Annotated in this window: 16 protein-coding genes and 1 riboswitch; of the genes, 13 read left to right on the forward strand and 3 right to left on the reverse strand. The window is 63.8% G+C overall.

The window, feature by feature from the left end:
• The first annotated feature begins 88 nt into the window (after positions 1–88).
• The 7 genes from ACRQFC_RS02370 to ACRQFC_RS02400 all read left to right on the forward strand — a co-directional run bounded on the left by ACRQFC_RS02370 (position 89) and on the right by ACRQFC_RS02400 (position 8,767).
• Positions 89–2,326, forward strand: coding sequence for a primosomal protein N' family DNA-binding protein (locus tag ACRQFC_RS02370; RefSeq protein WP_284896401.1), 2,238 nt, complete (start codon positions 89–91; stop codon positions 2,324–2,326).
• Positions 2,327–2,374: 48 nt separating this feature from the next.
• Positions 2,375–3,358, forward strand: coding sequence for a methionyl-tRNA formyltransferase (gene fmt, locus ACRQFC_RS02375; protein ID WP_284896403.1), 984 nt, complete (start codon positions 2,375–2,377; stop codon positions 3,356–3,358).
• Positions 3,351–4,793 carry an RsmB/NOP family class I SAM-dependent RNA methyltransferase gene (locus ACRQFC_RS02380; RefSeq protein WP_284896405.1) on the forward strand — a complete coding sequence of 481 codons (1,443 nt, stop codon included), beginning with the start codon at positions 3,351–3,353 and terminating at the stop codon, positions 4,791–4,793. The genes fmt and ACRQFC_RS02380 overlap by 8 nt, the downstream gene beginning before the upstream one ends.
• 10 nt (positions 4,794–4,803) lie before the next feature.
• Positions 4,804–5,478: a ribulose-phosphate 3-epimerase gene (gene rpe, locus ACRQFC_RS02385; protein ID WP_284896407.1), complete on the forward strand. Its 675-nt coding sequence runs from the start codon at positions 4,804–4,806 to the stop codon at positions 5,476–5,478.
• Between the two features lie 72 nt (positions 5,479–5,550).
• Positions 5,551–5,669: riboswitch (FMN riboswitch) on the forward strand.
• Positions 5,670–5,772: 103 nt separating this feature from the next.
• Complete coding sequence (locus tag ACRQFC_RS02390; protein WP_284896409.1) at positions 5,773–6,576, forward strand: ABC transporter permease; 804 nt, start codon at positions 5,773–5,775, stop codon at positions 6,574–6,576.
• A gap of 145 nt (positions 6,577–6,721) precedes the next feature.
• Entirely contained in the window at positions 6,722–7,768 is a 1,047-nt protein-coding gene (locus tag ACRQFC_RS02395) for an ABC transporter substrate-binding protein (protein ID WP_284896411.1), read from the forward strand.
• A 195-nt stretch (positions 7,769–7,963) separates the two neighbouring features.
• Positions 7,964–8,767 carry a hypothetical protein gene (locus tag ACRQFC_RS02400; RefSeq protein WP_284896412.1) on the forward strand — a complete coding sequence of 268 codons (804 nt, stop codon included), beginning with the start codon at positions 7,964–7,966 and terminating at the stop codon, positions 8,765–8,767.
• 304 nt (positions 8,768–9,071) lie between these two features.
• On the opposite strand, the gene ACRQFC_RS02405 is transcribed toward ACRQFC_RS02400, so the two are convergent.
• Entirely contained in the window at positions 9,072–10,187 is a 1,116-nt protein-coding gene (locus ACRQFC_RS02405) for a DUF3866 family protein (protein WP_284896424.1), read from the reverse strand.
• Positions 10,188–10,223: 36 nt separating this feature from the next.
• On the opposite strand from ACRQFC_RS02405, the gene ACRQFC_RS02410 reads away from it, so the two are divergent.
• The 5 genes from ACRQFC_RS02410 to ACRQFC_RS02430 are packed head-to-tail and all read left to right on the forward strand — an operon-like array spanning position 10,224 to position 17,536.
• Positions 10,224–11,276 (forward strand): helix-turn-helix transcriptional regulator, encoded by a 1,053-nt coding sequence (locus tag ACRQFC_RS02410; protein ID WP_284896413.1) that lies wholly within the window; start codon positions 10,224–10,226, stop codon positions 11,274–11,276.
• Positions 11,273–12,547, forward strand: coding sequence for a WYL domain-containing protein (locus ACRQFC_RS02415; RefSeq protein WP_284896414.1), 1,275 nt, complete (start codon positions 11,273–11,275; stop codon positions 12,545–12,547). The genes ACRQFC_RS02410 and ACRQFC_RS02415 overlap by 4 nt, the downstream gene beginning before the upstream one ends.
• Positions 12,544–15,141, forward strand: a complete 2,598-nt coding sequence (locus ACRQFC_RS02420) for a DEAD/DEAH box helicase (RefSeq protein ID WP_435706577.1) — start codon at positions 12,544–12,546, stop codon at positions 15,139–15,141. Before ACRQFC_RS02415 ends, ACRQFC_RS02420 begins: the two co-directional genes overlap by 4 nt.
• Complete coding sequence (lnt, locus tag ACRQFC_RS02425) at positions 15,138–16,763, forward strand: apolipoprotein N-acyltransferase (RefSeq protein WP_284896417.1); 1,626 nt, start codon at positions 15,138–15,140, stop codon at positions 16,761–16,763. The genes ACRQFC_RS02420 and lnt overlap by 4 nt, the downstream gene beginning before the upstream one ends.
• 2 nt (positions 16,764–16,765) lie before the next feature.
• On the forward strand, positions 16,766–17,536 hold the full coding sequence (locus ACRQFC_RS02430; RefSeq protein WP_284896419.1) for a polyprenol monophosphomannose synthase: 771 nt from the start codon (positions 16,766–16,768) through the stop codon (positions 17,534–17,536).
• Positions 17,537–17,593: 57 nt separating this feature from the next.
• On the opposite strand, the gene ACRQFC_RS02435 is transcribed toward ACRQFC_RS02430, so the two are convergent.
• Positions 17,594–17,947, reverse strand: a complete 354-nt coding sequence (locus ACRQFC_RS02435; RefSeq protein WP_016442806.1) for an RNA polymerase-binding protein RbpA — start codon at positions 17,945–17,947, stop codon at positions 17,594–17,596.
• 408 nt (positions 17,948–18,355) lie between these two features.
• On the opposite strand from ACRQFC_RS02435, the gene ACRQFC_RS02440 reads away from it, so the two are divergent.
• Complete coding sequence (locus ACRQFC_RS02440) at positions 18,356–22,018, forward strand: S8 family serine peptidase (protein ID WP_435734632.1); 3,663 nt, start codon at positions 18,356–18,358, stop codon at positions 22,016–22,018.
• A gap of 160 nt (positions 22,019–22,178) precedes the next feature.
• Here ACRQFC_RS02440 and ACRQFC_RS02445 read toward each other — a convergent pair whose 3' ends face one another.
• Positions 22,179–22,742 carry a MerR family transcriptional regulator gene (locus tag ACRQFC_RS02445; protein WP_026429372.1) on the reverse strand — a complete coding sequence of 188 codons (564 nt, stop codon included), beginning with the start codon at positions 22,740–22,742 and terminating at the stop codon, positions 22,179–22,181.
• Positions 22,743–23,040: the final 298 nt, after the last annotated feature.

Below are 23,040 nucleotides of genomic sequence, written 5' to 3' on the forward strand. Positions count from 1 at the left end.
CCTGAGGTATCTCAGATATCTAAGGTGTCTAAGACCTGAAATTTCGCGGCGGATTTTTCTGTCGTAGGGCCGGGATATCCTAGGTTGCATGGAGAGCACACTCTTTGATTTCGATGCCCTCCCCCTCATGGGGGAGCAGGGCGCCCTGCTTGAGGCGCGCCCGGCACGCACCCGCGTGCGCTCCAAGGTGCCCAATCCCGTGGCGCACGTTCATGTGCTCCATTCCCAACCTCATATGGACCGGGTATTTGACTACCTTATCCCCGAAAAATTCGCGGATAGTGCCCGGGTGGGAACCCGGGTGGTGGTAGATCTCGGTGCGCAACGGGTGGGCGGATTCATCGTTGCCCGGGATGCCACCACGGAAGGTAGCGGGCGGCTGCGCCCCCTGTATCGGGTGGTCTCGGAATACCCTGTTCTCACCGCATCGGTATACTCGGTTGCCCGCACCCTTGCCGATAAATACGCCGGAACAGTTGCTGATATTTTGCGGGCTGCTATCCCGGAACGGCACGCGCGCGCCGCAAAAGAATTCTTGACCGATGCCCAAGAGGCTATTCCTTTGGCCAGCCCGCGCCCGGCTCCTGAACCGGGGCCCTGGGAGGCATATCGGGGCGGGCCGGAATTCCTTGCGGCGCTCGGGGCCGGGAAAGCCGTGCGGGCCTGCATGGCTGCGCTACCCGGGCCCGCCGGGGGAGTGGAGGTCCTGGTTCGGGCCGTGCAAGCAGTGCGGCGCGCCGGGCGCAGCGTCCTGCTGGTTGTTCCCACCACCCGCGCGGCACGAACGCTGCAAGCTACTCTCGCCACCCGGGTGGGGGAAAAGCCCACGCTCATGGTCTCTGAAGAATCCCATGAAAAACGCTACCGTGCTTTTTTGAGCGTGCTCTCGGGGCAATCACGCATTGTGGTGGGCACCCGCGGGGCCGCCTGGGCTCCGCTCACTGACCTGGGGCTCGCCATCATCATGGATGATGCCGCCTCCACCCTGCGGGATATCCGTGCGCCCTACCTGGCCGCGCGTGACGTGATACTGGAACGAGCACGGCGGGAAAACGTTGCATTCCTTGCCTTCTCACCCTATGTGAGTGAAGAATGCGCGCAATTGCTATCCGAACACCGCATCACCTTGCTGGATGGTACCGCGGCAGCGCGCCGTGCCACCCTTCCGAATATTTCTGGCCCGCACCAGTGGCCCGGGGGAGAAGCGGATCATTTACGCCTACCTCAACCCGCGTTTCCCATTCTGCGGCGGGCTCTGGAAGATGGCCCTGTTCTTATTCTGGTGCCGCGCAGCGGGTACATACCGGCACTGTGCTGCGCCTATTGCGGGGAGCGTGCCCTATGCGCGATCTGTGGAGGGAACTTGGTTCAGGGCAGGCCGCATGATCCTTTGCAATGCCAACGGTGCGGGGTGCGGGTGCACCCGTGGCGCTGCCAGCACTGCCACAACGGGAAACTGCGAGCTATCCGGATTGGTTCAGCGCGCACCGCAGAAGAAATTGGGCGGGCTTTCCCCGGGGTGGGCATTATTCTCTCCGGAGCGCACTCCCCGGAGGGAATTATTGGGAAGGTCTCCCAGCGCCCGCGGATCGTGGTGGCAACCCCGGGTGCGGAACCGGAAGCCGAAGGCGGATTCGCCGCCGCATTGGTGCTGGATGCACGCTACCTCCTCGGGGAAGGCCTGGGTGCTGAAACACGTTTTATTCGGGTGCTTGCGCGGGTCGCGGCTCGGGTGCGCTGCGCGGGAGAAGGCGGCCATATGTTGGTAGCCGGGGGAGCACCACCCGAACTCCTCAACCGGATCGCCAGGTGGGAATTGGGCGAATATGCGGCTGAGCTGCTCGAACAACGGACCGAACTGGATTTGCCACCCACCGCCACCTGGGTGGGGATCACCGGGGCCAGCGGAGATGTGCGTACCTACCTTGCCATGCTGCGCGCCGCGCTCAACCGCGGGGAATCCGCGGCAGGCGTGCGAGGCGCAGCCGGGGCGCGCGGTACGCAGGGAACGCACGATGTTCAGGATGCGTATGGTGAGCATCTCTTCACCCAGTTTTCTCCTGGTACCGGTAGCAAAGAATGGCACTCGGAGAGCGGGAAAGAAACAGAAGCTGATCTGCTTACCGGGGGAGCCTTCGAACTGGCCTCGGGAATTGTGCTGCTTGGCCCGGTGCCGGGGGCACGCCCGGCAGAAATCACTGTTTATGCCCGGGCAGAACTCTCCCGGGGCATCACTCTCACTCGGCAAGCGCGAAAAACCTACGGCTCTTACTCCGCCCAGCGCCTGGGTGGCTCACTGCGTTTACAGGTCAATCCGCCCCTGTAACCAGCCCGGATGAGATAGGCACGGAAAAGAACTAGGTAGGATTGACACGTGAGAATATTATTCGCAGGAACACCGGAGACCGCAGTCCCGGCCTTGCAGCTACTGCATGATGAAGGCTTCGATATCGCGGGAGTGCTCACCCGCGCACCGGCACCCCAGGGTCGCAAACGGGTGCTCACCCCTTCGCCGGTACACCGCGCGGCAACAGAACTAGGTATTCCCGTGCTCACTCCCCGCACCTTGAAAGAGGGTGCGATCCAGGAACAGATCGTTGAACTTGCCCCCGAAGCTGTTGCGGTGGTTGCCTACGGGCTCATTATTCCGCCCGCGCTTCTCAACGTGCCGCGCCACGGCTGGATCAACCTGCACTTCTCCCTCCTGCCGCGCTGGCGCGGGGCAGCGCCGGTCAATTACGCGATTGCCGCGGGGGATACCACCACCGGAACCAGCGTCTTCCAGATTGAACAAGGTCTGGATACGGGCCCTGTTTTCGCGAGCGAAGCCACCCAGATCGGGGTTGAGGAAACCGCTGGAGAGCTGCTTGCCCGCCTGGCAGAATCCGGGGCGCGCCAATTGAGCGATACCCTCCACGCTATTGCCACCGGCAGCGCCCACGCGCATCCTCAAAGTGGGGAGGTTACCCTCGCTCCGCAATTTGACTCGTCCTGGGCGCGGGTGAACTGGGAGTGGCCCGCCCAGCGCATCGCGGATCGCGTCCGTGCCGCCAACCCCGCACCCGGGGCCTGGACCACCCTCAACGGGCAGCGTTTCAAAATCGAATCGGTGCGCGTCATTGCGCCCGAAACACCAGAAGCCCCCGAAATATCCGAAGTACCCGCCACACGCGTGACCCTGGCTCCGGGCGAAATCGGTCCGGCCGGCGTGGTCGGCTGCGGGGAAGGAACAATTCAGTTACTGCGGGTTGCCCCGCCTGGCAAAGCACATATGGATGCCTCCGCCTGGCTCAACGGTGCCCGGCTGGCCGCGCACACCCGTTTCGATGCCGAGGTGAAGGAGGGCCAGCATGAATGAGCGCCCCGCCGGCTGGGTACCACGCCGCCAGTCATCGAACCACGCCCGCCTCGTTGCTTATGACGCACTGCGGGCAGTCCATACCGAAGATGCCTACGCTAATCTCATCCTCCCGGGCATGGTGAGCCGGGCGCGCCTCAATCGAAGCGACGCCGCCTTCGCCACCAACCTCGCCTACGGGACCTTGCGGCTCCAGGGCCGCTGGGATGCCATGATCGCCCGCTGCGCTCAGGGCCGTACCCTCGCAGAAATCGACCCGGGTGCCCTCGATCTGCTCCGCCTGGGCTGCTACCAGCTCATCGAACTGAAAACACCACCCCACGCGGCCATTAACGAAACAGTTGCGCTGGCCCGCAATGAACTCGGGCAGGGAATCGCCGGTTTCGTCAATGCCGTGCTGCGCCGAGTTTCCGAGCGCCGGGATGCCTGGCGTGGAATTATCGAAAACAGCACCGCATCCCGGGAAGAATTCTTGGCTGTCTGGCATTCCCATCCGCGCTGGATCGTGCGCCAGCTGGAAGCCTCCCTCGCCGCCGCCGGGCGCTCAACCGAAGTAGAAGCCGTTCTCGAAGCTAATAACACGCCCGCGAAAGTAGCGTTAGCCTGCCGTAATATCTCACCCGAACACCTTAAAGCCCGGATTGAACGCGCCAAAATGACGTGGGAAGATCCCTACCTGGTGCCCAGCGCAGTGCTGCTAGCCTCCGGTGACCCGCACCGGCTCTGGCCCGTGCGCGACGGGGTCGCCGGCGTCCAAGATGAGGGCTCACAGTTGATCTCCGCCGTTGTTACGGAATCCTCCATTTCCGGGAAGGATGAATCCTGGCTGGATATGTGCGCCGGCCCGGGCGGGAAAACCGCAACTATCGCCGCTACGGCGGCCCGGCGCGGGGCCCGCGTATTCGCGAATGAACCCCAGGCTCACCGCCTCGATCTCGTGGAAGAAAACGTTGCACCCTGGGCGGATACCGTGGCGTTGCGGGAAGGCGATGGGCGGGAGATTGGCGCCCAGGAACCGGATAGCTATGACAGGATCCTCGTGGATGCGCCATGTTCTGGCTTGGGAGCGCTGCGTCGTCGCCCTGAAGCGCGGTGGCGCAAAAAAGAAAGCGACCTGGGCGCACTCACGCAACTCCAAGGTGAACTCCTCGACTCGGCCTACCGTGCGTTGCGCCCCGGCGGACTGCTGCTCTACACCACCTGCTCTCCGGTACTCGCGGAAACCCGCGACGTCATCTCCGCTTTCCTAGAACGCACCGCCGGTGCGGAACTCGGAGACGTGACCGTTACCGCGAACCGGCGGGCCCTGCGCCCGGCCGCCTCCCACGGAATGACCGTGCAACTCTGGCCTGATATCCATCACACGGACACCATGTACATGGCACGCATCCTCAAACCCGCATCCGCCCCCGCGCCCGCGGAGCGGCGCTCCTGAAAGGACCATCATGGACGTGAAGATTTCCCCCTCGATCCTCAACTGCGATTTCGGGCATCTCGCTGATGAACTGGAGAAAATCTCCAACGCCGATTTCGTGCACGTGGATATTATGGACAACCATTTTGTCCCCAACCTCGCCCTCGGCCTGCCCATTTTTGAGGCGGCGGCGCAGGCAACCAGTGTTCCGCTGGACGCGCACCTCATGATCGAGAACCCGGATCGGTGGGCCTCCGCCTACGCTGAGGCAGGAGCCGCCTCCGTGACCTTCCACGCTGAAGCCTGCCAAGCCCCGCTGCGCCTAGCCCGCGAACTGCGCGCGCAGGGCGCCCGCGCCGGACTAGCCCTCAAACCAGCCAGCCCCATCGAGCCGTACCTCGATATCCTCAACGAATTCGACATGATCCTCATCATGACCGTGGAACCGGGATTCGGCGGGCAGAGCTTCATCGAAACGATGATGCCGAAAGTCACCCGCACTCGGCGCGCGATTGAGGCAGCCGGCTTGGACGTGTGGATCCAGGTAGACGGCGGCATTTCCCGCTCCACCATCGAACAAGCCGCGGCTGCCGGAGCCAATAACTTCGTTGCGGGCTCGGCGGTATTCCGCGCGGAGGATGCCTATGCCGAGGTGGAGAAGCTCCGTGAACTTGCCGCAGGCGCGTGCCAGCACGCTTCAAAGTAACGACGGGCGCGTGCCAGCACGCAACACATTAACTACGGATGCGCGCCACCACCCGAAGGGCTAATATAGAACACGATGCACCGGGGTCAGTGAAAGTCTGAACCGGCGGTAACAGTCCGCGAACCACGCAAGTGGCCGATGGGGTGGAATTCCCCAACCGACGGTAACAGTCCGGATGGGAGGCGCATCGAAGGGCTCCAAGCCCTGCTTCGGCTACGCTATTTCGGCGTGCCGCGGCGTCAGCGTCTCCCGGTTTCAGCATTCCCGGCCATCGGGAAGGTCAGGAACCAGGACGTGAACACTGTGCGCCGCAACTCTCACCCACGCCCGCGCTCGTCTCGCACCGCGTGGGTACCCGCCACCCTTTCTCTCCTCGCGGTTTTTCTCCTCTGGGTGGTGGTCACCCGCGCCCACCTGGTGCCCGAACATCTCCTTCCCGCACCCGGCGCGGTCGGGCAACGCCTCGCCACCGCACTCCTCGGAATCGGCGACCACCCGCCCTACCTCCTCAGCGCACTGGGCAACACCCTCACCGCGGCTCTCACCGGTTGCGCTTGGGCGGCCCTCCTCGGAATTCCCCTCGGCATTGCCCTGGCCCGCTGGCGGCTCCTCAACAGCGCACTCCAACCCTTCCTCGCCGCCTCGCAAGCCGTCCCCGCCGTGGCTCTCGCGCCGCTCCTCGTGGTGTGGATTGGCTACGGGATGCCCTCGATTGTGGTGCTCTGCACCATCATGGTGATTTTCCCGATTATCGTCTCCACCTCGGTGGGCGTGCACGCTATCGACCGCGATGTCATCGCCGCAGCTCGGCTCGACGGCGCAGCTCGGCTCACCCTCCTTTTCCCCATCATCGTGCCCCTGGCAGCGCCCTCCATCCTGGCCGGCCTGCGCACCGGATTCACCCTTTCTATCACCGGCGCCGTCGTGGGCGAAATGATCATCGGGGGAGCGGGCCTGGGCACCGAGCTCTCGCGCGCCCAACCCACCGGAGATATCACCGGAATGTTCGCCGTCATCGTCGTCATGGCCGCCGCCGCCATCAGCATCTACCTGCTCATCTTTACCGTCGAAAAACACGTGACCGCGGCGGTGCGGTAACGATGCCGTGCGGTAACGATCCGGTGCGCTAACGCTGGCCGCCAAAGCAAAACCTAAACCGAAACCGAAGGCCCAACCGAAACCCACAGCTCAGCCCCAACAAGACCCCAGCGCATAGAAGCGCAACACACAAGAAAGGACACCCATGAAACGACTCATTGCCACACTCGCGGCAGCTACCCTCGGCCTGGCCGGATGCGCGGGAGGCGCCGCGGGAGGAGGCGCGGATAAAAACGGCGAAAGCGCCTCGCCCTCCGCCGCGCAGCCAACTACCGCGAGCGCCACCGCTTCCCTCACCGTTGGCCTCACCTATGTTCCCGATATCCAATTCGCGCCTTTCTACGTGGCCGAAGACCAGGGCTATTTCCGCGAAGCCGGGCTCGATATCACGCTGCGTCACCACGGTGCCCAAGAATCCCTCCTCGGCGCGCTATCCAGCGGGAGCGAAGATGTGGTCTTCGCGGGCGGCGATGAAATGATGGAAGGCCGCTCGAACGGAATCGACGTGGTCAATTGGGCCACGATGTACCAGGATTATCCCGTCACTCTCATCGTGCCGGCTGATTCCCCGATCAAGAGCGCTGCTGACCTGGCCGGACGCCGCGTCGGCCTGCCCGGCCCGTATGGCGAAAACTACTATGCCCTCCAGGCGCTCATGGCTGCCCATAACTGGAGCGAATCGGATATTAGCGTGAACTACATCGGTTACACCCAGGCCGCGGCCCTGGCCAGCGGGGAAGTGGACGCGATTATCGGCTTCCGTAACTCCGATGTTCCCAGCGTGGAACGCCAGGGGGTGCCGGTGCGCACTATCGAGATGCTCCCGGGCGGGCTGCCGCTCGTGGGGGTGGGGCTCGGTTCGCTGCGCCCCACCGTGGATGCCCATCGCGATGATTTCACCCGCATGCTCGCAGCTCTTGACCGCGCCGTGAACTTCGCGCGCAGCAACCCGAAGGAAACCGTGGAGATCACCGCGAAGCATGTGCCGGCCCTGCGCGAAGCGGATAACGCGGCCGCGGCTGAGAAAGTCCTCGCGAATACCATTGAGCTTTATGCCGGGCGCACTCCGCTCGGGGTGCAGGACGCGCAGCGTTGGGAGGCGATGGCCGCGTTCATGTCCGAGAAGCTCCTGCGCGAACCGGTTGCTGCGGCTGATGCGTTCGTTGATCTGACCGGTGGTAGCGCACATTAAGAACGACGACGCAGCTGCGCGCCATCGGCCTACCGGGTGCGCAGCTCACCTCGGCTGTGCCCGCGCCACTAGCTTCCCAGCCGCGTAGCTGGCCGAGTTCGCTTGAACCGGAGTGGTGTTAGCCGCCTATACCCGGCCGCGCACCGCTATTCTGGTAACCAAAGCACGGTGCATAAATATAGAGGAAAATCAAAGATGTCCCGGAAAAAGATCGCGGCGATTATTGCCGGCGTTATGGCAGTAGTGCTCCTGGGGGCTGGCCTGTGGGCGGTTGTTGTCCATAACAACCGCGCCAAGGCGTTAGAGGAGGCAACGGCCGCCTACACCAAGGCCGGTACCGCCCTGGAAAAGGTGGTTTCTACCGTTGATACCACCGGCTGCACCGAGAATGGCGGCACGGACGAAACCTGCAAGGCCCTGGAAAAGGCTGTTGCGGACGCTAAGGCCGGGCTGGCTGAAAAGCCAGGCAAGGACGTGGCCAAGGTAAAAGAGGCCGCTGCTAAGCGCGAAAAGCTCGCTGAGAGCCTCGCGGCCCTCAGCAAAACTCTCACCACCCAGCAGGCGAACGCCGTCACCTCCTATCTAGGCAAGGAGTGCCCGGCCACCCTTGACCCTGAGTGTGACACTTTGCGTGGCGCCGGCCTGAAGCTGACCGAAGCCAAGTCCAAGACTGAGGCCATCAAGGCTAGGGCGGCCGCTGCTTCCGCGCCTGCACCTGAAGCACCGGCTGCACCTGCGCCGGCAAACGATAGTGGCGCCGGCGGTGAGGTAAGCGGGGATACCGGATATAGCGGCGGCGAGGCCGACTATGGATATAGCTATTCTGAGCCGGCCTATGAAGCGCCCGGGCCTGAGCCTGTATATGAAGCACCGGCTGCGCCGGAACCGGAGGTGGAGTCGAATAGTGGCGGTGGGCGATGGGTTGAGTCCTGGGAGCCTAACGGCACTGATGACTGCTGGCAGGGCGACACTAAGGGCAATGCTTGGCGCTGCCCGTGAACTCCTAGCCCCTATGCGGCTCAACATCCGCCCCGTACCTTTCCAGTGCTGGACGGGCGTTTTTGCACCCCACACAAAACCCGGACACTTGCGCACACTAGATATGCGAAGCACCTATTTGGGTGTTTGTCACGCACAATCTAGGAGGTTTGCGGATGTTCCGCAGGTATCCTTCGCGCAAGAAGCGCTTACCCAGCAACCGCCAAGGTCGCTGCACATCAATCCTCAGGAATTGCTATGACAGCAACGACGCAGCTGCGCGCTACCGGCCTGCCGGCCGCGTGGCTCACCTCGGGCACGCAGCTTACCTCGGCTGCGCCCGCTCCACCAGCTCCCCGGCCGCGTAGCCGGCCGCGCCGGCCGCTAAGAAATTGAGGGGATCTTCGGTGAGCGAGCGCCCCATCGTAGACAGCCGTACCGGGAAGTCGGCGAGGGCGCTCGCTACCGCATCCGCCGCCACGTCCACCCGCTCCAGGTGTGGCGCTTGGAAAAGCTCGTCCAGTTGCTCGATCAGCCGCGCGCCTACCTCAGCGGGCACCGCGCGGGAGAGCGCATCCTCACCCAGTACCGGCACCGGGCAGCTCACCCGGCAGCGCGCCACCCGCGTGAGCGCGGTAACGCTATGGTGGGAAAGCCCCAGGTGGCGCTCCCGCTGATCCGCACTTGACATGCGCAAGGCCGCAATCGGGATTCCCCCCAGGGTATCCGCGGCATTGAGATGCTCACCGACGCGCGTTCCTGAAAACCCCCATCGGGTATCCGTGCCTAAATTCCCCGGCCCTTGCGCCACCACGGCTACATCCGCCTGCCACACCAGGCGTGCCGCCAGCAAGGCAGTGTAGATCGTGACAGCTTCGAGCTTCCCCCCGAAGGCTTGCCCGCACGAAATTGTGCCCAGGATCAGGCCAAGATCTTCCAATTGCGCAGCGGTGCGGGAGAACCACGCTGGCAGAGCTCCGCCGTCGTCCATCACATACGCGATACGCGCCTCCGGCACGCGCGCACGCACCCCGGCAACAATGGCGGGAAGCGCCGAATGCAAATCCGCAGCCACCACCGGCATCCCGGCAATGGAATCGGCCTCGCGCAGCAGCTCGTGGTACGGGGAATTCTGTTCATCCACACCCAGGGTGAGGTACTGGAGCGGCGTGTAGCGGGCCTTGACGATATGGCCGGGCGTGGGGGAGTCGGCGGGGAGCCGCTCGGGAATCGCGCACACGAAGAAATACCCGCCGGTGCCCAGCCCGCGCGCGGCGGCACTCGCCTGGAGCAGCACGGTATCACCGGCGGCCGGTTCGCCCACAAGATCGGGATAGGCAAGCGCCCGAGCGCGACTGCCGTCCTCAAGCTCGACCTCGGCTTCGCGCGCCCCGCGCCATGTTTTCCCCAGGGAAAGAATTTTCCCTCTGCGCCACATCATCACGGCTTTAACTCTACCGTCGGCTAGGCTGGGTACGTGAAGCAGAAAGAGACACGCCGGCACCGCGAACGCCAGCTCGCGCTCCTCCACACGATTCGCCGCGGCAGTTTCCTCACCGCGGCCGAACTCATGGAGCGCATCCCGGCCTACGCCGAGGCGGGAATCGATCTGCGCACCTTCCAACGCGATATTGACGCGCTGCGCGAAGCCGGATATCCCATTATTTTTGACGACCAGTGGCGTTATTCATACGATTCCGCGGCGCCGGTGCTCGCGCGGGTCACCGGCATCGGGGCCGGGGTGCTCCACGCCCTGCGCTCCAGTATCGACGCGGGCGATCCCCAAGGCGAATCGGCGCGCCTGGGGGTGGCGAAACTTCTTGCGGGCGCACCTCCGGAAAACGGCGACGCCGCAGTCCCCACCCACCTGCGCGTCCGGATTCCGGGCGGCGCGGCAGCACGGGTGGTTGCGCGTGCCTTGCAGTACCGCCGCCGGGTCAGCTTTGATTATCGCAGGGGTGCTGACCGGGTCAAACATTATGAGGTAGAGCCGTGGAACTTCGCTGAGCACTACGGCATGTTCTATGTTTCCGGGCTGGCACGCTCGCGGGAGAGCGGCGGTAAGGATTTCGGCTCCTGGGCTGAGCGCACTTTCCGTCTTAGCCGCGTGATTTCCGGAACCCTCAGCGTGGGTGAGCGGTGTGAGTTCCCGCGCGGGGAGGTGAGCGGGGAGCATTTTGATGTGGATATTATTCTGCATATTCGCGACGGCGCCGCGGCCGGCCTTGCCGCCCGCGGGGAGAAATTCAGCTGCGCGGATGCTCCGGCTGTAGCAGGTGCGCCGGCTGCAGCGGATGTGCCAGCTCTAGCAGATACGCCAGATCCCGCGCACGCACCGGCCCCCGCGGGTTGGACGGCCTACCGATTCTCCACCGTGGGCCTTAATCGTATTTTCGAATACCTGGCTTTTTACGGGGTGGATGTACGCCTGGCCGCACCTAGTGAACTGCGCGAAGAATGGGAGCGCCGGGTGAACAATCTCATTAACCTGGGTGAAGCCACCGCGCTGGAGGCGGGAGGAGCGCGATGAGTGCCGATATCGTCACCACCCTCGGGATGCTGATCTACCTGCATGAACGCCCCCAGGGCGCCACTTTGGCCGAGCTCACCACCCATTTCCAGTTCCCCTCCTGGAAACGCACTCTGGACTATCTTTGGGATGCCAATCTGGCCGAAACCGCTGATTTTGATGTCCCCTTCGAATTGGAGCTGCCCGAACGCGGTGCTTGCGCGGGGAGCACGGCGCCGGCGGATACCGCGGGCCGTTCGGGTAGTACGGAGCTGCCGGAAAACATGGCGGAGGCGAATACTGTGGCCGGCCCGGAGAGCCGCGTCTACCTGCGCTCCATGACCGACGACCCGGTTATTCCCTTCACCCTGGACGATGCTATGGTGGTGGCCGCGCTGCTTGACGCCGCCCGGGATGTGACCGCCCCCGGGCCGGCCGCCGCGACCCTCACTGCCACCCGCGCCGCACTGGGGGAGGCGGTACGCGAAGCCGGATACGAAGGCGCGCTCTGGCCGCCCACCCGCCCGGCCGCCGATGCGGCCACCATGGAGGCCGTACACGCCGCCCTCGAAGGTGGCTGCTACCTCGATTTCAGCTACGAACGCGCGCTCAGCGATCCGCTTCCGCACGCGCGGGCCGGGCGCGAACACGTTATTCCCCTCGTCATCCTGGCCGGTGATGCCCCGCTGCTGCGCGCCCTCACCGAGCAGGGCCTGCGTCATTTCCGCCTGGATCGCATCACCGCGGCCCGCCCCGGCGCGAAGCTCAGCAGGTCGGAACGCGCGGCGGCTCGCCGGGCGCTCGCCGAGGTGGAGAAAAACGAGAAAGCACAGCGTTCCCGCGGGGAAAATACCTGGGAGCCGAGCGGCACGGATGTGCGCATCACCGTCACCGGAGCCTCACGCTGGGTGGCGGAAACCCTGCCCGGCGCACGCCTGCGCGAAGCGAATGATGAACTCAGCACCGCGAATGCGCGTGGCGAGGGCAACGCGCTCAGCACCACGAATGCGCGCGGGGAGTCGAATGAAGATCACGGCAACGCGAATGCGCACGGCATCGCGAACGCGCGTGACGGCGAGGAGCTGCTCACCATTGAGGTCCGCGCCCGCTCCCTTCCCTGGCTCGTCTCACTCCTCGTGCAAATTGACGACGTGATCGCCCTAGAACCACCGGAAGTTGCGCGCGCGGTGGCGGATTATTGCGCGCGTTTACGCGCGCAGGAGGGCGACGCCGCCGCTACGCCGGCCATCCGTGAACATACACCGGAAAGCACACCGGAGGGGGAGCAATGACGGATCTGCTACTCGAGGACTATCGGGAAAGCTACGCTAGCCGCGGGATCCACCTCGATGATTTCCAGCTGGAGGCCTGCGCGGCTCTGGGACGCGGCCATGATGTGCTGGTATGCGCACCTACCGGTTCGGGGAAAACAGTGGTGGCCCACTACGCCGTGTATCTGGCTTTAGCGTCGTCGAAAAAATGTATCTATACCGCACCGATAAAAGCGCTCTCCAACCAAAAATACGCTGAATTGGCGCGCGAGATCGGCGAGGAGCAGGTGGGGCTGCTCACCGGGGACCAGAGTATTAATCGCGAGGCGCAGATTCTGGTGGTGACCACCGAAGTGCTGCGCAATATGCTGCTGCACGAATCCCCGGATATCCTTGACGTGGGCTACGCGGTTCTGGACGAAGTGCATTTTTTGGCCGATCCTGATCGCGGGCCGGTATGGGAAGAAACGATTTTATCGCTGCCCGATCACGTGCGTTTGGCGGCGCTCTCCGCCACGGTGGCCAATACTGAGGAACTCGCGGCGTGGATGCGCTCCGTGCGCGGGCCAACGGACGTCGTGGTATCCACGAAACGGCCCGTTCCCCTCGCGCAATACGTTAATGTAGGCCGCAAACTCTTCCCGCTCTACCACGCGAATACTCTGGAGCCCGATCCGGCCCTCGTCAATGCGCTGGATCGGCGCAGTGCGGAACGCAAGAAACGGGTATCGGATCGTGAACGCCGTGCCATTATCGACAAGCTCGGCGAGCGGGGCATGCTCCCGGCTATCGAATTTATTTTTTCCCGCAAAGGCTGCGATAAAGCGGTTGAAGCTTTGCTGCGCCATAACGAGGTCCTCACCACCCGCGCCCAACGCGCGGAGATTAAACAAGAAATCGCGGCCCTGCGCGAAACGCTCACGGAATCAGATCGGCGCGCCGTGCATTTTGAGCGGGCTGCCGCGGCGCTGGAGCGCGGCTACGGGGCCCACCACGCCGGGGTTTTCCCCGCGATTAAAGAGCTAACTGAGCGGCTCATGGAACGCGGGCTCCTGAGCATCGTTTACGCCACCGGCACCCTGGCCCTCGGTATCGATATGCCGGTGCGTACGGTGGTTCTGGAGGAGCTTCAGCGTTGGGACGGGCACGGTTTCGTGGATCTGAGCGCCACCGAATACACCCAGCTCATCGGGCGGGCCGGGCGGCGCGGGCGCGATACCGTGGGCTACGGGGTGGTCCTCGCTGATGCGGAAACCGATCCGGAACATCTGGCTGATCTGGCTTCGGGGCGGGTGGAGCCACTCATATCCGCTTTCCAGCCCTCCTATAACACCGTGACGAATCTGCTGGCTCGCATGAGCTACGCGGCGGCGCGTGATCTGATGGGTCGCTCCTTCGCGCAATTCCAACGCAATGCGGAGCTGGGTGGCCTGGCGGCGCGGCGCGCCCGGATTCAACGCCGGGTGGAGACCGAAGAAACCCGCTTGAGTTGCTCGCGCGGTGATCTGCTTGACTACCTGCGCTTGCGCGGCAATGCCGGGCGGGCCGCGAAAGCCGAACGTAAAGCCGCGAAACGGCGCTATCGGGAGCGCATCGCAAAGAGCTTCGCGGCCGTGCGCCAGGGCTACGTGTACGCCTACGCGATTAGCACCGATCTCGTTTACGCCCTGGTGCTTTCTGCCGCTCCGGACCGCGTGCGCGTGATCGATTGGTTCGGGGACCTGGCCTGGCTATATGAAGATTCCCTCGCCTCGGAAATGCGGGAAATTGGCCCGGTCACGGTGCCTTTCGGCATGTCCACCAAAAAGCCGGCGGTGCGCGAACAGATCGCCGAAGATATCCTCGACCTGGTGGGTGGGCGCGCCGATCTGGGCATCGACCGGGACCTGCTGGCATCCTGGGCGCGTTTCGCCACCCCGCGCGATCCTAAAGTCGCCGCGCATCCGGTGGCATCCTGCCCGCATCTGTACGCCCACCTCGACGAGGCCCAAACGTGGATCTCGCTGCACCACCGCATTGAAGAACTCGATCAGCGCATCGCCGCCTTCACCGATTCGGCCGGGCGGGAATTTGATGCCACGGCTGCCGTCTTACGCGAAGTGGGGGTGCTCCAGGGCGATAATGACGCGATCCGCATGGGCCCGGGCGCCGCGCAATTACGCGAATTGCACACCGACGCCGACCTGCTCATGTACCAGTGCTTGGCGCAACTCCCCGAAGGCAGCCTGGACGCGCCGGCCCTAGCTGGATGGGTCTCCATGTTTTTGGCCGATGACCGCCTGGGAAGTGCGCTGCCGCGCGAGGCCCGGCTTGTTGATACCGCCCGCGTAGCGCGCGCGGAAGTCCAGTACCTGCAATCCCTGGAGCTTCAATACGGGATTACGCGCACCCCGGATCTGAGCCCGGGCTGCGCGGACGTGTTCGCGGCCTGGGCCGGGGGAGTGGGCTTGGAAGCCTGCCTAGAATCAGCCCACATGACCGCAGGGGATTTCATCTCCGCCGCACGCCGTATTATCGATATCCTCGGGCAGGTCACGGTAGCAACCGAAGGAACCTGGCTGAGCGATATCGCGCGCCAAGCCCGTGACCTCATGCGGCGATCGGAGCTCATGTGAGCGGTGCTCTTTTACGGCTGTGCGGCGCGGTACTGGCCGGGCTCGGGCTTTTCACATCCTTCCCGCCCCTGAGCTACGGGATCCTCGCACCAGTGAGCATCGCCTTGCTTCTCCTCGTTGCGGCACACTGCCGCCCCAGTGCCGGCTTCGGATACGGACTCCTTTCCGGATTCATATTTTTCTCCCTGCATTTTTCCTGGGCCGGGGAAGCCTCCGGGGATCTTATCCCCCAACTCGCCCTCGCTTTTTCGCAAGCACTGTTTACCGGGCTGGTAGTGGCCACCTGGAGCGCTATGTGCCGGGCGCGCTGGACCCGCTGCCCGCTTATCTACCTCTCCGCGGTAGCCCTGGTGTGGGCGGGCGCGGAACTGGCCCGCTCCCTGTGGCCCTTCGGCGGGATCGCCTGGGGAACCCTCGCCTTTTCCCAGGTAGATAGCCCGCTGGTGCGGCTAGCGCCCTGGGGTTCCACCATGCTGGTCTCCGCCGCGGTGGTCATCTGCGGGGCCGCCCTCAGCCTGGCCCTGATGCGAGTGCGCAGCGGGCGGCTCTTCGCGGGTGCGAGTCTGGCCCTCAGCGCCGCGCTGCTCTTCGCCCTACCCTGGGCCCTTCCTCTTCCTGCCACCGCGCCCACCGGTTCGCTGCGCATCGGCTACGCGCAGGGAATCGTCCCGCGGGTGGGTAGCCTCCCCGAGGGCCGCGATCAAGCCCTCACCGTGACCGAGAACCTCAGCGCCGCCACCCGCGCGATTAACCCGGAGGATGTGGACCTGGTAGTTTGGCCGGAATCCGCCTCCGACCACGATATTCGCGAACACCCGCGCGCCCGCGCCCTGGTCAGCGAAACCTCCACCTACCTGGGTGTCCCGCTGCTCTTGGGTACCCAATCCTATGAGCGCGATGCCACCGGGCAAGCAGTGAGCCGCACCAATGACCTTGTTGTCTACCTGCCCACCGAGACCGGGGGAGAGGTAAGCGCTGTTTACAGCAAGCAGCATCCGGTTCCCTTCGGGGAATATATGCCCTACCGGGATTTTTTCCGGAAGTTCAGCTCGGCCGTTGATCTGGTCTCCGTTGATATGCGGGCCGGCACCGCACCTGCGGTTCTTGATATTCCGGTGGGGGAGCGCGCTCCAGCGGAGGGGTCCGCCCCAGCGGAGAGCCCCACCGGCGGCGAAACCGGCACCCCGAGCGCGCAGGGCGCCACCGTACGCCTGGCCACCCCCATTTGTTTCGAAGTGGCGCTGGGCGATGTGGGATCTGAGGCAATCCGCCAGGGCGCTCAACTCTACGTGGTGGCCACCAATAATGCGTCATTCGGGGATAGTGCCGAATCCGCCCAGCAATTCGATATGGTTCGTTTCCGGGCGGTCGAATACCAGCGCATTGCGCTCCAGGTTTCCACCGTGGGAATTTCCGGCGTCGTCGAAACAAATGGTGCGGTCCGTGAACGCACCGAACCGTGGACGCAAGCAGCGCATACCACCACGGTCGCCCTGCACGAAGGTCTCACTCCGGCGGCGCGTTTCTACCCGTATTACCGGGATGGACTTCTGGCTGCGGCGGCCGCGGCTGGCGGTATAGCATGGGTGTGGTACGCAAGGCTGCGCTGGAAGAAAGGTTAGTCGTGCACGTTCTCATCACGATTCCCACGTACAACGAGGCGGAGAATCTTCCGCGGATTATCGAGCGGGCTCGGCGGGCCGTACCCGAGGCGGATATCCTCGTGGTTGATGATAATTCACCGGACGGTACCGGGAAGATCGCAGATGAGCTGGCCGGGCGCGATGAGCATATCCACGTGCTGCACCGCACCGAAAAAGACGGCCTCGGGCGCGCCTATATTGCGGCTTTCGGCTGGGCAATGGAGCGCGGCTACAGCCACGTGGTGGAAATGGACGCCGATGGTTCGCATCATCCCGAACAGCTGCCCTTGCTGCTCGAACGCGCCGCGATGTCCGATGCGCCGGATTTGGTCATCGGTTCGCGCTACGTGCGGGGCGGAAAAATTGACGGCTGGTCCAAGCCCCGCGAGGCGCTTTCGCGCCTGGGCAACCTCTATATTCAAGGGATGCTCGGGCTGCCGGTGCGCGACGCCACCGCGGGCTACCGCGTCTACCGCACGGATATCCTCGAGCGCCTCAACCTGGACACCGTGGAAGCGCGCGGCTACTTCTTCCAGACCGATATGACCGACCACATGGCGCGCTGCGGGGGCCATATCGTTGAAATGCCCATCACTTTTTCGGAGCGCGAGGCGGGGGAGTCGAAGCTCTCCGGCTCGGTCTTCACCGAATCCCTCAAACGCACCACGGTGATGGGCGTCACGCGGCGGGGGAGGCAGCTGGGCAACCTCGCGAAACGCGTGGTCACTCAGCTGCGCCGGCCGCGGGACTGAGCGCCGCGGAATTGAGCGCCGCGGTAGTGGAGTACAGCGCCGCGAAACTGAGCGCGCTTAGCGATTGCGCCGCAGCCGCAGCTTTCCTTCACGCAGCAGCTCGAGGCGTTCCTCCAGCAGCACCTTGAGCTCATCTTCGTTGCGGCGTTCCAGGAGCATATCCCAGTGGGTCCGCACCGGCTTGGGCGGCTTGCGGTCATCCACGCCTTCACCCTCGATAAGCTCGGCTTCCACGCCGCAGCGGCAGGTCCACGCGGTAGGAACTTCGGCGTCCACCGCCATCGCCACGCCAAATTCGTGGCCGTTCTTGCAGCGGTATTTCACCTGCTGGCGGTCCACAAAAACCACATTGTCATCAGTTTCGAGCGAATTAGCTCCGATGCGCATACCGCGCAACGAACGTTCAGCCATCGTGCTGTCCTTCCTCGCGAGCATGCCTGCTCGCGTGACGTTTCTCCGTTTCCATATTAACGACGACGCCGCGGGCCCCGGTGGTTACGTCCCGGAAACGGGCGCCTTGACGCGTTAAAGAGGGGCTGGACAAGAATCCGGCACCCTTGCGCTACTTGCCGATAATGTACATTATGTCAAAATGCGGCCGGGCGGCGCCGCGCGAGGATGACGGTAAGCCCCGCTCGCACCCTGTTGGTCCCCCGCTTGCCCCTACTCTCCACTCTCATATACTGTTCCGCCGCTCGTTCACACTCTGGACTATCAATTTTGATTATTTAAGATATTCGGCAAAATTGCTGGCATGCCGTTGAGCTGGGCTCATATTTCTATGCCCGGGCCTGCGGCCAGCTATCAGGAAGGATATGTATGGCTGAGCAACCACGCTGGCGCCGATTCGGCGTCACCTGTGCGTGTGCCGCCCTCGTTGGCGGCGCCCTCGCTCCCGCAACCGCGGCGGCCACGGAATCAGATGGGCACGAACCCCTCGATATCCGCGCCACCGTTGCCGCTGCGGAAAGCGATCCTAATTTCACCGGCAAATGGTTTATTGAACTCAAAAGCGAACCTCTTATTCGAGGTGGTTCCTCCGCTCGCATCGCGGGCGAACAGCGGGAATTCACCCAGACGGTCGAAGATGACGGTGGCGAGGTGGATACCTCCTACCAGCACGTGTGGAACGGCGTGACCGTCGAAGCCGATTCGGTGGAACTAGCGCGCTACGTTAATGACGCTAATGTGATCGGTGTTTACCCGGTGCTCACGGTGGAACGGCCCGCCGAAGTTGAATCTGATGCGGAAATGAACCGCCCCGGGGAAACCCCCGATATGTACTCCGCGCGGGATATGACCGGCGCGAGCGTGGCCAATGAGGAATTCGGCGTCACCGGCAAGGGTGTGCGCGTGGGAATCATTGATTCCGGCGTGGCCATCGATCACCCGGCTTTCGGCGGGAACGGCGTCAAGGGTGAGCGGGCTTTCCCCAATGACAAGATCGTGACCGGCTACGATTTCGTGGGCGATTCCTTCAATACGGATCGCAGCGACCCGAATTTCCAGCCGGTCCCCCACCCGGATACTCTCCCTGATGACTGCGGGGCCGGCGGTGGGCACGGCTCGCACGTGGCCGGCATCGCCGCAGGTAACGACCCGGAAAGCACGTTCAAGGGCGTGGCTCCCGATGCTGTGATCGGTGCTTACCGTGTTTTCGGATGCACGGGTTCCACCAGCTCCGAAGTGATTCTCTCCGCGCTCGAACGCGCCCAGCGGGACAAAATGGACGTTGTCAATATGTCCATCGGCGCGGCCTTCGCGACCTGGCCTAACTACCCCACCGCGGTGGCCTCGGAAAACCTCGTTGCCTCCGGTGTGGTGGTAACGGCTTCCCAGGGTAATTCCGGTGCGAAGGGCATTTTCTCCGGTAGTGCTCCGGCGGTGGGCCCCTCGGTTATCGCGGTAGGCTCCGTGGATAATACCCACGTGCTGCGCCCGGTCGTGATGTTCAACGGCGGGCCTGAGGGATTTGAGAATGTTACAGAATCTCCCGCGGTGCCCACGGCGGGTAGGCTCGACGTCGTCGCCTATCCCGAAGGGCAAAAAACCGGTGCCGTTGATCTTCCCGGAACACCGTTTACCGGGAAAGCAGTGCTTATCTCGCGCGGAACTTCGACCTTCTACCAGAAGGCGCGTGCCGCGCAGGACGACGGCGCCGCAGCGGTCATCATCTACAACAACCAACCCGGCACCCTCAACGCAACCATCGCCGGAAACCCGCCCGTCACGATCCCGGTCATCGCGGTCACCCAGGAACAGGGCGAGCGCTTCGAAGAGGCCGCGGCCGCCGGAAACGCCAGTCTGGAATGGACGGATGCCAAGCGAGTAGCCACCTCCCCCACCGGCGGGAAAATTTCCGAGTTCTCCTCCTGGGGCCTAGCTGCGGACCTCCAGCTCAAGCCCGATGTGGTCGCCCCGGGCGGCAATATTTATTCCGCGTGGCCGGTTGATGATGCCGTGACGCCCTCGTGGAAGACGATTTCGGGTACCTCGATGGCAGCCCCGCACGTGGCCGGAAGCGCGGCCCTGCTGCTCCAAGCCAACCCGAAGCTCGCGCCGGCGCAGGTGCGCACAGCCTTGCAGAATACCGCCGACCCGGTGACCGTGGACGGCAGCGCGGATGCCCCGAAGCTCGCTACCCACCGCCAGGGCGCCGGCCTGGTCAATCTGCCCGCGGCTCTCGCTGCGGTCACGGAACCGGGCACGAATGGCGTCGGTGCTCCCACCGCGATCACGCCCGCGAAGATTTCGCTGGGCGATTCGGATGTGCAGGAAACGACGATGCTCACCGTGCACAACGCCTCGGCAGCGCCCGTCACCTACACCTTCACGGCGGATACCCACGTGCGCGCCACCAGCGGACCGCACGATCATTTCACCACCTACAACGGGACCGATGCGCAGGTGGCGATTAACCCCGCGCAGGTGACGGTGCAACCCGGGGCGGATGCACAGGTGCAGGTCTCGGTCACCGATCCGACGAATGTGCCCGAGGGTGCGATCTACGGCGGTTATGTGGTGGCCCACGGCGATGATAATTCCACCTACCAGGTGCCTTTCGCGGGCCTCAAGGGCGATTACGAAAATGCTTTGCAATTCCTCCACACCACGTGGAAGGTCAAGGATATTCGCCCGGATATTGCCCAGAAGCGCCCGGATCTGGCGAATCTGCTCGCCTACGATCCGCCCTCGCTGACCAAGCTCATTGCCTGCCCCAATCCGGCCACCATCTACAAGGGTGAGTGCCTGGACAAGGGTGCGCAGTACTCCAACGCCCCCAATTCCGAGCTTTTCGCCTACGCCATGGACTATGCCAACGGCGCGGTTCCGGTAGTGGAATACCATATCGATTCCCCGGTGCAGAAGCTGGAGATCCGGGTCTTCCACGCCAACGAGGACGGCTCGAAGGGCGCCCCGGTTTCGGAAAATAACGTGGTGCATAGCGAGGACGGAGTGGGCCGTACCGATCTGGGGCGCTTCGCCTGGGACGGCACCTACCTCGAATCAGCTTCGGCGACGACGCGCACCGCGGCCGCCCCGGGTCGCTACGTCTTCGAGTTGCGGGTCGTGAAGGGTATCGGCGGGGGAACAACTGAGCCGAGCGGTGAGACCCTCCCCGGTTTCACCCGCAGCTCCAGCGAAGAAACCTTCGTGACGGCACCCTTCTGCGTGAAGGAATGCACGACGCCGCAGCCGACGCCCACGCCGGAACCTACCCCGAGCGAAAAGCCGGAGCCGAGCGCACCCGCGCCGAGCCCGAGCGTGGAACCGACTACCCCGGCGCCCGCGCCGACTCCGAGCGTTGAGCCGACGGTCGATCCGACCACGCCCGCCCCGGTGCCGACACCTTCAGTGGAGCCGACCGAGCCGGAACCGAGCCCGAGTGACAAGCCAGAACCCACGCCCGTTCCGGAACCGACCCCGGTTCCTACTCCGAGCGTGGAGCCCACGGCCGAACCCCCGGCACCCGAGCCCAGCGACCAACCGGAACCGAGCGAGGAACCGAGCGAGGAACCGAGCGAACAGCCGAGCGAACAGCCGAGCAAGCCGGCCACTCCCCCGGCCTCGCACGGCAATACCTTCTTCGTCTCCAATAACTGGACGGCGACCGTGGCTTCCGTAGTCTTCTCTTACGGGCGCGCTGGCGATGAAGTCCTCGTGGGTGATTTCGATGGGGATGGGAAGGATACCTTTGCGGTGCGCCGCGGGAATACCTTCTACGTCCAGAACTCGCTGGTTGGTGGGAATGCTGAGCAGGTCTTCTCCTACGGACGCGCTGATGACCAGGTCTTCGCCGGAGACTTCGACGCAGACGGCAAGGACACCTTCGCGGTGCGCCGCGGCAACACCTTCCACATCACCAACCGCCTCACCGGAGGAGATGCAGAAACGACGCTCGCCTACGGGCGCCACGGCGATGCGGTCTTCCTCGGGGACTGGGACGGTAACGGAACGGATACCCCGGCTGTGCGCCGCTAAGGTAGCGCCAGCCCGGGCCCGCTAGCCCAAAAAGAATCCCGGTTACCTCACTGCTCAGGCAGCAGGGGTAACCGGGATTTCTTCGTTATATAGGAGTTCGCGGAAAAGAATAAAACTGCTGGAAAGCTAGCTAGAACACCAGCTTCCCGTTGCTACCTCGCTACGCTCCGCGGCGGCGCTTGGCGAGGCGGCGCTGGGCCAATTCATCGACCACTTCTTCTTCAGCGCGTTCGGTAGGAAGCTCGGAAAGCGAACCCTGGATCTCACGCCAGACCCGGCCAACCGCGATACCGAAAACAGCCTGGCCGCCCTTGACCAGATCGATCACTTCATCATCGGAGGTGCATTCGTAAACCGAAGCGCCGTCGGACATGAGGGTGATACCGGCCAGATCTTCCACCCCGCGATCCTTGAGCTGCGCGATAGCAACCCGAATCTGCTGAAGCGATACCCCGGTATCCAAGAGGCGCTTAACAACCTTGAGGACCAGGATGTCCTTAAACGAGTAGAGACGCTGGCTGCCGGAACCTGACGCATTCTGCACGGTAGGCGACACAAGACCGGTACGATCCCAGTAATCGAGTTGGCGGTAGGTGATGCCTGCGGCCTTGCAGGCAATCGGACCGCGGTAGCCGGTTTCGGCGTCAAGCTCGGGAAGAGGATCGCCGAAGAGCATCGGTTGGGTACGCCGATACGTCGCGTCCTTGGCAGTCGCGTCGCTCATAGTCTCTCCGTTTCGCAGCGTAGATTCTGGCCGGTTGCCAGTGTTAGCTACCACGATATAGCAGCCCGGCCAGCGGGTCAGCGCACGGCGCGGCGTGTCTAAAGCTCAACTTGAGCTTTAGGGTAAGGCGCCGCGAGAAAGCGCTGTTTACTACTCCCCTAGCCTACCGCATCTCCACTCAAGATTGGCTAGTTTCCAACGCTTAAAGCCCGCGGCGCCAGCACGCTCCCACGCGAGAAGCGGCCGGCGCCGTCGTTCCCATCGCGATGTGATAAACGATACACGCGATGTTATTGTG

It is taken from the genome of Actinotignum inguinis, from assembly GCF_051265835.1.
Taxonomy (GTDB): domain Bacteria; phylum Actinomycetota; class Actinomycetes; order Actinomycetales; family Actinomycetaceae; genus Actinotignum; species Actinotignum timonense.